11 protein-coding genes are annotated in these 13,106 nt (G+C 35.1%); all 11 read right to left on the bottom strand.

What is annotated here, in order from left to right:
• Positions 1–96: 96 nt before the first annotated feature.
• Positions 97–870 (bottom strand): S1 RNA-binding domain-containing protein, encoded by a 774-nt coding sequence (locus I4N53_RS10855; protein ID WP_214496236.1) that lies wholly within the window; start codon positions 868–870, stop codon positions 97–99.
• A 34-nt stretch (positions 871–904) separates the two neighbouring features.
• Positions 905–2,098, bottom strand: a complete 1,194-nt coding sequence (locus tag I4N53_RS10850) for a ParB/RepB/Spo0J family partition protein (protein ID WP_255549827.1) — start codon at positions 2,096–2,098, stop codon at positions 905–907.
• A gap of 30 nt (positions 2,099–2,128) precedes the next feature.
• Positions 2,129–2,962 carry a hypothetical protein gene (locus I4N53_RS10845; RefSeq protein ID WP_214496234.1) on the bottom strand — a complete coding sequence of 278 codons (834 nt, stop codon included), beginning with the start codon at positions 2,960–2,962 and terminating at the stop codon, positions 2,129–2,131.
• A gap of 16 nt (positions 2,963–2,978) precedes the next feature.
• Positions 2,979–5,000 carry a VirD4-like conjugal transfer protein, CD1115 family gene (locus I4N53_RS10840; protein WP_214496233.1) on the bottom strand — a complete coding sequence of 674 codons (2,022 nt, stop codon included), beginning with the start codon at positions 4,998–5,000 and terminating at the stop codon, positions 2,979–2,981.
• Positions 5,001–5,080: 80 nt separating this feature from the next.
• Entirely contained in the window at positions 5,081–6,541 is a 1,461-nt protein-coding gene (locus I4N53_RS10835) for an S-layer homology domain-containing protein (protein WP_214496232.1), read from the bottom strand.
• 206 nt (positions 6,542–6,747) lie between these two features.
• Entirely contained in the window at positions 6,748–7,077 is a 330-nt protein-coding gene (locus I4N53_RS10830) for a hypothetical protein (RefSeq protein ID WP_214496231.1), read from the bottom strand.
• A gap of 278 nt (positions 7,078–7,355) precedes the next feature.
• On the bottom strand, positions 7,356–8,114 hold the full coding sequence (locus tag I4N53_RS10825; protein ID WP_214496230.1) for a DUF986 family protein: 759 nt from the start codon (positions 8,112–8,114) through the stop codon (positions 7,356–7,358).
• Between the two features lie 171 nt (positions 8,115–8,285).
• A complete protein-coding gene (locus tag I4N53_RS10820) occupies positions 8,286–9,059 on the bottom strand; it encodes a response regulator (protein ID WP_214496229.1) in 774 nt (257 codons plus the stop codon).
• A gap of 74 nt (positions 9,060–9,133) precedes the next feature.
• Entirely contained in the window at positions 9,134–11,146 is a 2,013-nt protein-coding gene (locus I4N53_RS10815) for a PAS domain S-box protein (RefSeq protein WP_214496228.1), read from the bottom strand.
• 172 nt (positions 11,147–11,318) lie between these two features.
• Positions 11,319–12,578: a glycosyltransferase gene (locus I4N53_RS10810; protein ID WP_214496227.1), complete on the bottom strand. Its 1,260-nt coding sequence runs from the start codon at positions 12,576–12,578 to the stop codon at positions 11,319–11,321.
• Positions 12,575–13,106: hypothetical protein (locus I4N53_RS10805; protein ID WP_214496226.1), on the bottom strand; the 532-nt coding region annotated here is incomplete at its 5' end. The genes I4N53_RS10805 and I4N53_RS10810, both read right to left, overlap by 4 nt.

The raw sequence follows: 13,106 nt of genomic DNA, 5'->3' as shown, positions 1-13,106 counted from the left end.
TACACTGTTTTTTTAAAAGTAAACCCTTTATTTTTAAGTAATCGTTTCACTTAAAGTTTTTAATTACAAGGGCAGGTACTTCCTATCCTGCCCTGTCTACTGCGCCTTTCTTACAAGCCTTTTTAGGACGCCTGTTATCCTCTGCTTTCTGTGGTCTATTCTTGTTATGCGTACTGTAACTTTGTCGCCTTTTTCTATTTTTGTTTTCCAGTATGGATTGGGACATAATACGTCTATTCCGGGTTCTAAATTGACAAAGTATCCATAAGGCTGTGAGCCTGTTATTGTACCTAAGTATTCTCCTCCTCTTTTGTACTTTGAATCTATCTGTTCAAATGGATTGGGCTTTGTTTGCTTTATTGAGATTTCCACTACATTGTTTTCTATGTCCAGCTTTGTTATTTTTGCCGGTACTCTGTCTCCAACCTGCAGGAGGTCGTTTATTCTGTCTATATAGCCGTATCCTATTTCTTCTTTTGGTACCTTTGTTTCTATTCCGTATACTTCTGCAACAGCGTGGTTTTTGCCTATTGCAACGATGCGGGCAAGTATTACGTCTCCTTCTTCGTGCTTTGGAAGTTCATATTTTTTCCTCAAGTTCATTGCGAATTTTCTTGAGGCAATTGCTATTTCTTTTTCTGTGTCTATGCCACGCACTATAAAGTCTACTTCAGCGCCTATCATGGAGCGCACAATTGTTTTGTTTATGTTTTCTATGCCCATTTCTTCAAAGGGTATTATGACTTTTACTCCGCTGTAAAATATGACTGCAAAGTTTTTATCGTTCTGGCTTTCTATTGCGCTTAATGTGCCTGTTAAAATTTTATTTGACTGCCTTGAGGCGTAAATGTCCTGCCATGCTTCTGTCATTTTTATTCTCTCCTTTCATTTTAGTTTTTTTATTTTAAAAAGAGCCTAGGACATTTTCCAGGCTCTTTTTAAGGCTTAGTATGGAATTTTTGAACTGTTCTTTTACTTCATTACTGCAGGAGGTGATTTCTTTGAAGGTGGATATTCTGTCATTCAGCCTAATAATTTCGTCTATTATTTTTCTTGCTTTTTCATCAGAGGTGGCCTGCAGCTTTAGCTCTTCGTATTCTCTTTTTGTTTTCTCAAGTTCTTGCTGCAGCAGGTTCAGCTTTTCTTCAGCCTCTTTTTGTTCTTTTTTCAGCTTTTCTAATTCTTTTTTTACTTCATCAGGAATTGCTTCCACTGCTTTTGCTGTACCGTTTTCCAGCCTTTTTATTTTTTCATTGTTGATTTCTATAACTGTTTTGTACTGCTTTATCAGGTTTTCTCTCCTGGAAATTTCTTCTTCTTTTAGCTTCAGTGTATATTCCTTGGATTGAAGTTCTCTGTGCAGCTTATCTATTTCTTCTACAAGCTGTTTTATATTTTTTTCTGATTCTTCCTTAACCTTTCTTATCTGCTCTGCTGTCATTTTGTTTATGTCTTCACCTAAAGCATAGTAAAGCTTTCTTTGTACTTCTTCACCCAAAGATGCAAGCTGTACACCCTCTGTTGTTGAAAGCTTTCCTTCATCTATTAGCTGCTGTATTTCGGGAATTAAGTTGTTTAGCCTGGCAATTCGCCTTAAATGCCTTTCAGAAATACCTATTAACTCGGCTAAGTATGTTTGAGAAAATTCTGTAGCCGAATCGGACATTTTGGCCGTTTGATATGAAGAATTTACCACTTCACTTTTCCTGTCTCCACCTCTTCTTATGCCGTATATTCTCATCAGTTCCACGAGACACCTTGCAAGTTTTAAATCATTCAAATTACCCTTGCCTCTCTGCCTCAGGTTAGTTTCTATTAAGTCTTTCAATATCCAGTCCTCTTTGGTAATTCCATCTTTGTCTTTGTATGTTCTTACTTCACACGGTACCTCTTCTATTCCCAGCTCTTTTGCAGCTCTTAGCCTTTGTGAACCTGATATTACTGTATAGGTCTCGTCTTCATTTTTGGTTACAATTAGAGGTGTTATTATTCCACTTGTTCTTACGCTTTCTAAAAAATCCTGCCATGCCTGTCCTTGTATGTCGTCAAAGAATTCTTTATTACGTGGGTGTTCTTTTAAAAGGTTGACATTTATCATTTTCAAAGCTTAAAACCTCCTCTCCTGTGTTTAAAAATTTTCTTTTAGTGTTATAGCAAGTTTAAAACTTTCAAAATATTCTGTATTTAAAAATACGGAGTCTTCCGGATGGTTTTTAAGATGTTCTTCTATGTTTTTCTTCAGCTTTGTTTTAAAACTTTGGTCTAAATAGCTGTCTATTTTATTGTAAGCAGAAAAAGACAGGTACCAGAACGTAAATAGGCCTAATGCGATTAGCAGTTTTGTCGGAATTGTTGATAGGTCTGCGTCTATTAAGGTTGCGAGAACATATACAGAGGGTTTTATATATTTTGCTGTAACTGTTATACCTGCAAGTAAAACAGGGATAGTAAAAGGGGATTTAAAAATATAAAGGACTTCTTTTAAGAAATATAGAAGCTTTTCTTTTGTATTTCTTACTTTAGGGATTAGATTTTCTTTTGTCTTTTCTTCGTATTCAATTTTTTTCTTTGTCTTAAGGTCAAATGCTTTCCCATGCATTGTTATAAGATATAGAAGATAGTCGATAAAAAATAACTTCTCAAAAGGACTATTATCTTCGTTCATGTTTGTGTTTAATGCTAAAACTTCTTCCCAGCTTAAAAATTCCAAACGTTCATTTTTAGAATTTTCTGCTTCTATTATTCCGCAGGAAAAAGAGTCAAAGATTATTCTGCCTTTTATGTTTTTGTCAGGAGTCAGTTTCTTTAATGCATCGTAAAAATCTCTGTACTTTTTCTTGATTTGACCTTTTTCGTCAGTCATGAAAAGTATAAGATATACATTATTATCATCATGCTTTTTAAATACCGACAGATAAAGTTCTTCTAATGAATGTTTATTAATGAATTCACCAACTTTCATAGGACTTCTCCTTTCTTTACCAAAAACGCTTTTTATTTTTTCTATTTTTTGAATCTTCTTTATTGTTTGTGTTATTTTCTGTATTAGTATCAGAATTTTCTTCTTCGTTTAATTCAGCAATTTTAAGCTGTCCGTTTTCTGTTCTGTTGAAGGTGTTTGATATGAAAAATACTTCTTCTTTAGTTTCTTTAATTTCTTCTGTACTGTTGTCTTTGACTGCTTCGATAGGTTCTTTTGTAAGTTTTTCTGCAGGCCTTGTTTCTGCTTTTTTATCTTCCTGCTCTGCCCATTCAGGTATATATTCAGTGATTGGTACAGGCTTGATTTCTTTTGAAAGAGGATGCTTTGTGTAGTCCATTTTTTCTACCATTAGAGGTTTTTGGCCTCTCAATATCACTATTGCGTTTCTGTGTTCCAGCCTTAATATTTCATCTGGAGTGAGAAGAGGCCTTTTTTGTGTGCTTATTGATATGTCTCCAAAGTCAAACAGTCCTTCAAAGCCTGCATGTTTCCTGTGTGACCTTGCTTCAACCGTTGCCTGTCCAAGTAAATCTGATACAAACTGAGCTGTTGCTACGTCCGTACAGCCTAAAAAAAGTCTTGTGTCGCAGTTTCCTATTATCTCCTGCCATGCGTCATTCGGGTACCTGTTTTTGAGCTGGGATATGTTCTGGAATACTACGCTTGAGTGTATGCCTCTTGAGCGCATTGTGCTTATTTTCTTTGTAAAGTCAGGTATAGCGCCTATGTTGGGGAATTCGTCCAGAAGAAAGTATACGTTCGGGTTCAGTGTTCCTCCGTTCATGTCAGCGTATCTTGTGAGTTTTATAAATAGGAATGAGAAAAATAGACCTGCTAGGAAGTCAAATGTAGAGTCTGTGTCGCTTGAGATGCAGAAGTATGCACATTTTTCTTTGCCCGGAAATTCTAAGTCTATGTCGCTTGTTTCTGTTATTTTCTGTACCAGTTTGTTCTGAAAAACTTGGAGCCTTGTACCTAAACCTATTATGACTCCCGTTCTAACCTGTTCATTGGCCTGCGCATATATGTTATAAGGCATTTTTGCAGGATGGCCGTTGGGTAAAGTTTTAAAAACAGAGTCTACTGCTTTTGGCTCTGCGCTTGCTAAGAGCGAATATACGCTTGCAATGTTTCTCTCGTGCTCCGGATATTCCATTGCTACGTACAGTGCAAGTGCCTTTAACAGGTTCTGCTCTGCCCTGTCCCAGAAAGGATCGCCCGATTTTGTTGACGCAACCTTTGTATTGCTTATGATTACTTCCACAAAAAGCTGTGCGTCTATGTCGTCCTGTATGGTTTCAATTGGGTTCCATCTGTCAGAGTGCTTCATGTTCACAAGATTGAAGACTTTTACAGTATATCCTCTGTTTTTTAGAAACTCTGCCATGTCTCTGAATATTTCTCCTTTGGGGTCTGTTATTACCATGCTTTGCCCTTCTTTTGCTAGCTGCAATATGTTTGTCCTTATATATGCCCTTGACTTCATTGAGCCGGGAGATCCGAATATTGCTACGTTTCTGTTTAAGAAGCTGTCAGGTGGCAGTGTAACTACCTTGTTCCCTATTCTGCCCAGTATTAAGCCTTTGTTTGTGCCTATGCCCAGTATTTTCTTCGCTTCCTGTACTGTCATCCAGTTTGCTGTTCCGTGTGTTCCGTCATCTTTCAGGTATTTTACCCCGTGTGCTCTGTAGTCCGTTGCTCTAGCAAGTATTACTAATACTGCTATTGCTGGTATGGAGATTAGCAGGAAGATAAGATAAGCCTTTAATACTGTTGGGTTTGTAAGCTCTTTTAGGCTTAATAGTGGATTTGCGTACATCTGCTTTATGGGAGTGAAGTCTATTTTTGTGTTAGTTTGCGGGTTTAGCTGTGAGAGAAGTTGGAATGTTTTGATTGCAGGCACAAAAAGCCATGCTGTGAGAAAAAGGTATAGCAGGAATGTTATTAAGCCTAGTAAAATTTTGGCTGTGGTGCTTTGTGGGCCTTCATTGGAAAAAGAAAAGCCTTTAAAGTCCATTTTATCAGCTCCTTTTTTGTGGTTTTATGGGTATAAAAAAAGACAGGCTTTGAGCCTGCTTATAGTAAATTTCTTTGTAATTAATTACATGTATATTCATGTATTATTTTAGCTCCCGGATTATTGTTTTTGATTGTATTAATGGCATTAAGCTGGAGAGGATCGCTGTAATTTATTTTGTTGTTATGTAAATCAAGTACTATTAGATTAGTTAAACCTTTTATTGGAGTTATATCGCTTATTTGATTACTATATAAATAGAGCCCTCGTAAATTAGTTAGATCTTTTAATGAACTTATATCGTCTATTTGATTATTATTAATTTCGAGGTATATTAGCTTAGTTAAATTTTTTAGTGGAGTTATATCACTTATTTGATTTTCAGCTAAACCAAGCGTTTTTAACTCAGTCAAATTTTCTAGTGGTTTGATATTACTTATTTGATTGTGAGTTAAATTAAGTAGTCGTAGCTTCGTTAAATCTTGCAATGGACTTATATCGCTTATTTCGTTGTACCCTAACCCAAGCATCTTTAGGTTAGCTAGAGTTTTTAGTGAACTTATATCGCTTATTTGATTGTGACTTAACTCAAGACCTTGTAATTTGTTTAAATTTTTTAACGGAGTTATATCGCTTATTTGATTGTTAGTTAAATAAAGATATGTCAGATTTTTTGCATATTCTAATCCCGTAAGATTTGATATGCCTTTATTCTCTGCTTCTAATTTAGTTAATTTTAACATATCATTTAATGTTATATCACCAGTCGATTTATTTAAAGCTAATCTTATTGCTTCTTGAAGATTTAAATCAGGTATATTAATGATTGTATTTGATGAAGACTGTAGTGTTGAATTGGGTTCAGGTTGTGGAATAGCTTGTAATTGCAAACTACTAAGTGATCTACTTAGCATAACAACTGTTTCTGCTCTTGTTGTAAAACTTTTGGGATTTATTTTGTTATCCGAATCTCCTTTTATTAATCCAAAAGCTACTGCTGTATTCACAGCATCTTTAGCCCAATCTGAAACATTATTTACATCATTGAAATTTGAAAGATAATTTAATGAAAAAGTTGAAACAGCAGGAATTTTCTTCAGCGTTACAAGAAGCCTTACAATAATTGATATTGCTTCTTCTCTTGTTATTGGTACGTTAGGTCTAAAAGTATTATCATTGTATCCTGAAATAATATTTGCTGCCTTTGCTTTTTGAACTTCCACGTAAAACCAATTTGTTGGTTTTACATCTTTAAAGTTTATATTTGCCGTTTGTGTTAAATTGAAAGCTCGATTGACAAATGTAACGAATTCTACTCTTGTTACAAAATTATTTGGTCTGAACGTACCATCTTCATACCCTGAAGCTAAGCCTTTTGATACCCAATCATTTATTTCTTTTTCCGCCCAATGCCCTTTAATATCCGTAAATTGCTTAGTTGTTGTGTCTGTTGAATTGGCTAAAACACTTGTTGAAATATTTGAGATTAGCATTAATATTGTAGTAATTAATACTAGCATTTTTAAAAATTGTTTTTTCATTAAACTTCCCCCTTTTAATACCAAATTTTGGATTCTCGTAGAATTCTAAATTTTTTTAGATTAAAGAATTTTGTTGTATATTTTTAAAGAAATTCTTTCGTTTTAGGTAAATAATTCTACATTTATTCCTAAAATTCTGCTTATACTTTGGTCAAAAATTTCAATACAAAAATTTTTGAATTTGTTTTTATATCTATTTTTCTTTTCTAAAAAAGCGTTTTAAATCCAATTTTAAATTCAATCGGTCCATTATTTATAATTTCTTCTATAACATCATGATATTTCCCTTCTAGATATAAATATTTTAAGATGGTGTAAATTTTTGATTTGTCTAGCCTAGTTCTGCTTTCAAGTGACCAATAATCAATTTTTGAGTTATCAATTTCATTATCCCATTTTTTAAGAATATTTTCTATTCCTTCTATTTCTTTATTACCAATAACATTGGAGTTTATTTCATTTATTTTTTTATCTACTACAGGTTCTATCATGTTTTGCAATCCAAAAATTTCTCCATCAGTTATATCATGACACATGCTGGGATCTATTTTCTTTTTAATTTGATATATTTCGCCTAGTAGTTTTGCTATTAAATATTTATTCTCAATTTTGGAATACCCCCTTTTAAAGATATTTATATCTCTTATTTCTGCATAATTATTTTTTAAGATCCTTTTTTATATCTTCCTGATTTTTATTTATACCGATATAGTCATAATAAAAATTTCGTATACCTAATTTACCTGTATAATTTATCCTTACCTGTTCCTGGTGCGAGGCAGTCAGGTAGCCTGGTGTCTTTGACAACAATTTACTAACGAGATATAACTATTTCTTGTGCAGTTGAATTCCAGTGTACATTGTACCCGAAGGCACCTAAAAAGTACCTTATTGGAACCTCGATCCGCCTATTTATCTCAAGAGGCTTTACATCCATCTGATAAGGTATTCCGTCAACCGTATAGACATTGCTTCCAAGAGTGAATACAATCGTATGGTTGTCGTAATTGAAAGTAGCAGTGTCGTTTTTGGAATTCCATATTATATCATTTAAAAAATTCTTTATCATTTCTTTTTCATCTTTGTCAACAATGAATGTAATTTTCTTATTATTCGGTTTTAAAGTAATTACAAGGTACTTATCTGTAAAACTATAGCTATCAATATCATCCCACGTGTGAAATACTCCCCAGTGCATTATACCTTTTTCGTTAATTCCGTTTGGCATTAGTGAACGAACCAAATAAGCTATCCCGGCTATAAAAGCCATTGCAAGAAGTTTTGTATGTAATGTATCCTTTAAGTTAGTATTAGCACTTGCTACTATTAAAATGACATATACACTTATTGCTAACGCCAAGAAATTATTATTAGTTTTGATATTCCATTTTGTTTGTCCAAAATGTTTTTTAGCTTTAAATACATCGTATATATCCCATATCGTAGCAAAAATTACAAGTACCAAAAGAACAGAAAAAAACTTTTGTAAGATTTTTTCTCTTTCCAGAAGTCCTATAATTATTGCCAAAGCAAATATAAACGTTGCAATTATAACCTTCTTGTTTTTATTCATTTATAAAAATAATCCCCTTTCTATTAGAAGTATTTTAATCACATCTTAAAAACTTCCTTTATTTTTGTAATGTAAATTAATAAAAGGATCTGTAAATTTTTATATCTATGCACAATGAAACAGTAACATACAGTTCTTTTCATTTTATATTTCCTTTGTTTCCCCTGTTTTTTAACCTGAATCTGATATTTCTTTCATTAAGCTTTCTTTTGCAAAATTAATTATCTCTTCTTCATTTTTCCCGTTATCAGGATATGTACATATGCAAAAATACCACTTACCCGGCAGCTCACTTTTAATTTTCTTTCTTACAACCGCTGCGCCATCAGCTCCTGTAACAGGAAGAATTAAAGCCAGCGTATTTTTATCAACCTCAAATACTGTATCTATGTCACGAAGTTTGTTCTTTAGCTGATCTGCTATTTTTAAAATTTCAATTTTGATTTCCCCGTTGTATTGTGCCAACACTAAAGAAAGATTTTCATTGCCTCTTTTGGCCCGATTTATTTCTTTTTTCAGCAGCTCTTTAAGTTCCGGATAGTGATCTTCTTCTTTAACATATCCTATTAGCTTTACTACACGTTTTACAAGCTCAGCTGCTTTAAAGGGTTTAATGAGATATTCTACTGCACCAGCTTCTACTGCCTGTCTAATTGAAGGTGCTGTAGCATCTGCGCTCAATATCATTACCGGGATGCCTCTGTATTTTTCTTCTGACTTTAATTTCCTTATGAATTCAAAACCATTCTGATTCGGCAGATTAATGTCTACAATTACTAAATCAAATAATTCTTCTCTATTTTTTACTTTCAATATTGCTTCTTCAGCGGTAGCTGCAGCTTCAACGTTATATCCTTCTGCCTCTAATATATTTTTAGCCATAAGCCGTATTAATACAGAATCATCTACTACTAGAATATTCTTTTTATTTTCCCTTTCCTCCATAGTTCTTTTAGTGAGGCTCTATTACAAGCCTCTCTTTTTATCCTCCTCCCACTTTATATTTTATTTCCATTTTTTTATTCGCTCTTTACACAATTTCTTCCTTCACCCTTTGCTTCATAAAGCATGTTGTCTACCCGAATAAGAACTGTGTCAATAGTATCGGTGTCACTGTATTCAGTTACTCCAAAGCTTGCTGTTACATCCCCTATTCCTTGCAATTCCATTGTACTTATTTGTTCTCTTAGTTCCTCAGCCAGTTCAACTGCATTATTCAAGGAAGTTTCAGGCAAAAGGATTATAAATTCTTCTCCTCCCCAGCGCGCAAAATAATCTGTTTTTCGTATCCTTCCCTTTACTGTATCGGCAACACTTCTAAGAACAATATCTCCTGCTGCATGACCGAAACGGTCATTTATGTTTTTGAAGTGATCTAAGTCAAACATAACAAGTGAAAAGGGCTTTTTATTCCTTTTTGTTCGCTCTATTTCCTGCTCCAGCATCTGCATGAAAAAACGCCTGTTGTAGATATTTGTAAGAGGATCGGTAATGGACTGGCGGTAAAGGAGTTCCTCAAATCTCTTGCGCTCGCTTATGTCGCGAATTATGCCTATTGCATGCCATGCATCTTTAATTTTTACAGCAGAAAGTGAAAGTTCTACATCAATTTCATAGCCGTTTTTGTGCCTTGTCTTCATCTCAACAGTCTTGCCTACAACACTTCCTTTTTCGGTTGAACGGAATCTTTTAAATGCTTCTCTATATGCTTCGTACAGCCGCATATCTTGTATCATAAACATGTGCAAATCTTTACCTATTATTTCTTCTTTTGAATATCCAAGTATGCGTTCTGCTGCAGGGTTCCAGAAGGTTACTTTACCGTTATCGTCAATCATAATAATGGCATCTCCTGCATACTCCATTATAGTGCTTAAAATCTCATTCCTTTCCTTCAGTTCTTTTTCCATTTCTCGACGTTCTGTTATATCAATCACAAGTGCCACAAATACTTTTTCTTTATCAAATTCTACAAGTTCTAAATGGATTTCTACTGGATATAAAGAACCGTCTTTTCTGCGGTGCATTGCGTCAAAGATAAGCTGCTTCTGTTCACCTTTTAAAAGGGGCTCAAGAAGTTCTTTAAAGCTTTGCAAGGTAAATTCTGGCTTTAAGTCAACAGGAGTCATTTCTTTAAGCTCTTCTCCAGTATATCCCAAATTTTCCCTTGCTCCACGGTTTACTGCGATGAATTTTAGTGTCTGTGGATAGAATATGTAAATTTCATTGAGGGAGTCTTCAAAAAGATTTTTATAAAATTCAAGCTCTCTCTTTGCTTTCCACTGTTCGGTGATGTCAAAGACAATCAGATGCATCAGTGTTTTTCCTTGATAATCTACAGGGGATGAATATATTTCTACTAATTTCTCTTCTCCGTTGGCTAACCGCTGGAAGCAAATGCAGGGATTACAGCCCTTCTTTAAAGCTTCCGAACACTTCTGACCACCATCTATAGTAGTAGAAACGCCAATAACAGCTTCTATGTCCATCTGCAGCATAGTTTCTCTGGAATAACCGTAGAAATTACAGGCAGCTTTGTTAGCATCAATGATGCGTCCGGCTTGTGGATCAATAAGTATCATTGCTATGTCATGATTTTCAAACATATTGCGGAACAGCTCTTCTCTCTTTTTTAGCTGCATTTTAGCCTCATAGAGCTTAAAGGCCATTTCTATTTGAGATATGAGTACATACTCATCTACACCCTTAAGAACATACCCGTAAGCTGAAACTGACTTTATTTTTTCCATTATTTCTTTACTGGCATTGGCAGTGAGAAATAGAATCGGGATATCTTTATGCTGCTGAATTATTCTTGCTGCATCTATCCCATCGATTGCTCCTTTAAGTTCTATGTCCATAAGAATTAAGTCCGGGCTTTTGATGTTATTTAGTGCTTTTTCAACAGCCTCTTCGCCTGATGTGACTATCTCTGTTTCGTATCCGTATTTGGCTAGGATATCTGCTGTTATTTGCGCATTAAGTTTACTATCCTCTACAATCAAAACTTTTTTTGGATAGTGAACATTCATTAGTTGGTACCTCCCAGCTTGTTTGCAAGTATCTTTAAAAAATTGTTTATGATTTTTATTTTCCAAAGTACTATTGTACTCTTATCACTTGAAAAGTACAATAAAATTTTCCTGTCATAGTATTTATTTTCACCCAGTTAAAAAGTCTGCCACCTTTTTATATGTCCCACTTTCATCCTTGAATATCCGGTTTCTCCATCTTAAGTCTTTTTGGGCTCTTCCATTTGCCAGCCCCAGCTAAACTTCCAAAAAGTCCTTTTGGAGCCGTCCACACCACAGTAAGCGCACCAAATGCAAAGAGAAATATAAAATACCAGGGAACCCAGAAAAGTGTTTTCCATAAGTTTCTGTCGTAGTCATAATTCAAAAAGGCAGCAACCGACATCTGCACCACCCCTGCAACCGAGAGAAGTGCCCCATACCAGGCTGGAATTGGACTAATTCCCAGAGGATAATGGAAAAACATATTGCTTATAGCCCACAAAAGTGTGCCAAAGACAAAACAAAATGCCCATAAGTATCCCAGTACAAAGTCAAAATAGACAGGATAAAGATAGCGCCAGTGCCAGCTTTTAAAAATATCTTTATGAGTTCGCAGCAAATGCCAGCCTCCAAGTGCCCAGCGCTTGCGCTGCTTCCAGTATTCTTTCAATGTCGCTGGAGACTGTATTAAAGCTACTGCCTGAGGCACAAACCAAACTTCATAGAAACGCTTTTGCATCTTCCAAGTAATATCAATATCTTCAGTCGCAGTATATGGTGAAAAACCGCCAACTTCCTTCAAAACTTCTGTTCGAAATGCTACAACACATCCTGATACAGTTAACACCCTTCCCAGCACTCTCTGAGATCTTTTTATAAGTCCAATAATAGAGGAAAATTCAGCCGCCTGCAGCTTTTCAATAAGATTTTTCCTGTTGACAGATATAGGATTGCCAGTGACTGCTCCGAGTCTTGGCTGTTTTAAAAAGGGATAAACCAGGTACTTCAGTGTATCTGGTAAAAGAATTGTATCAGCATCTATTACCACGGTAATAGATGTTGTTACCGCAACTGACAGGGCAATATTTAAAGCATTGGCCTTTCCCTGATTTTCAGAAAGTCGCAGGAGATGAAAATTGGGATTTAAACCAACAAATCTTCTAATAATACTCGCTGTATTATCGGTGGATGCATCATCTATAAATACTACTCTGTAATCCGGGTAATCCAAAAATTGTAGAGCCGTGCATGTCGCTGCAATACTTACCTCTTCATTATGGCAGGGCACAAGAATAGTGACTGACGGCCAATTTTCCGGCCATTGACTGGGTTTCCTTGAATAACTTTTCTCACGCCTCCACCAGAAATATATCCCTGCAGATGTCCAGATTATGCTCATTGCAAGAGGATAAGTAAATACATACCATCCCATGACTTCCCATATTGTCATTTGCTTTCCTCCTCTTTAGGTATGTATTCAGAAATTTCATGAATAAAGTCCCAGTACAGGCTTTCCTCTGCTATTCTTTTTATAACTTCTGGTGTAATTTCTTCACCTTCAGAAATAACAACATCTCCACTTGGAGTGCAAAAATTCTTTTTCATAATCAACGAAGGAAAGGAGGTTAAATAATCCTTTCCTTTTACAGAAGCAAAACTTCCAAACAGGCTTTCATTGGTCTCCCGATGTATGCACTTTTCTCTAATGATCTTTTCTATATCTGTAGATTCTAAAGCAAGTTCTTTCCATGCTAATATCGGCGCTTCAAAAACCGGCATTTTTAATTTTCTTTTGTTTTTCCTGTAATGCCTGTAATAATGATACTGGGCCCATACAAGCATAATTATCCAAATAATAACAGCCCACCCAAGAGACAAAACAAAAGCAAAGGCTGTGGAATACACAGTCTGCGGTATAAAAAGATTTGGTTCTATAATAAATGTTGGGGTGGATAAAAAACATCTCATAAAAAAGTAG

Source organism: Thermoanaerobacter sp. CM-CNRG TB177 (assembly GCF_018588165.1).
In the GTDB taxonomy this organism is placed as follows: Bacteria; Bacillota; Thermoanaerobacteria; order Thermoanaerobacterales; family Thermoanaerobacteraceae; genus Thermoanaerobacter; species Thermoanaerobacter thermocopriae.
The sequence above is the reverse complement of the archived record's forward strand: the minus strand, read 5'-3'. Positions and strand labels throughout refer to the sequence as shown.

Coding starts and splice junctions, on each gene's coding strand:
- I4N53_RS10850 (WP_255549827.1), bottom strand. CDS start 2,098: ATGATAAATGTCAACCTTTTAAAAGAACACCCACGTAATAAAGAATTC.
- I4N53_RS10815 (WP_214496228.1), bottom strand. CDS start 11,146: ATGAATGTTCACTATCCAAAAAAAGTTTTGATTGTAGAGGATAGTAAA.
- I4N53_RS10845 (WP_214496234.1), bottom strand. CDS start 2,962: ATGAAAGTTGGTGAATTCATTAATAAACATTCATTAGAAGAACTTTAT.
- I4N53_RS10830 (WP_214496231.1), bottom strand. CDS start 7,077: ATGTGTCATGATATAACTGATGGAGAAATTTTTGGATTGCAAAACATG.
- I4N53_RS10840 (WP_214496233.1), bottom strand. CDS start 5,000: ATGGACTTTAAAGGCTTTTCTTTTTCCAATGAAGGCCCACAAAGCACC.
- I4N53_RS10825 (WP_214496230.1), bottom strand. CDS start 8,114: ATGAATAAAAACAAGAAGGTTATAATTGCAACGTTTATATTTGCTTTG.
- I4N53_RS10855 (WP_214496236.1), bottom strand. CDS start 870: ATGACAGAAGCATGGCAGGACATTTACGCCTCAAGGCAGTCAAATAAA.
- I4N53_RS10835 (WP_214496232.1), bottom strand. CDS start 6,541: ATGAAAAAACAATTTTTAAAAATGCTAGTATTAATTACTACAATATTA.
- I4N53_RS10810 (WP_214496227.1), bottom strand. CDS start 12,578: ATGACAATATGGGAAGTCATGGGATGGTATGTATTTACTTATCCTCTT.
- I4N53_RS10820 (WP_214496229.1), bottom strand. CDS start 9,059: ATGGAGGAAAGGGAAAATAAAAAGAATATTCTAGTAGTAGATGATTCT.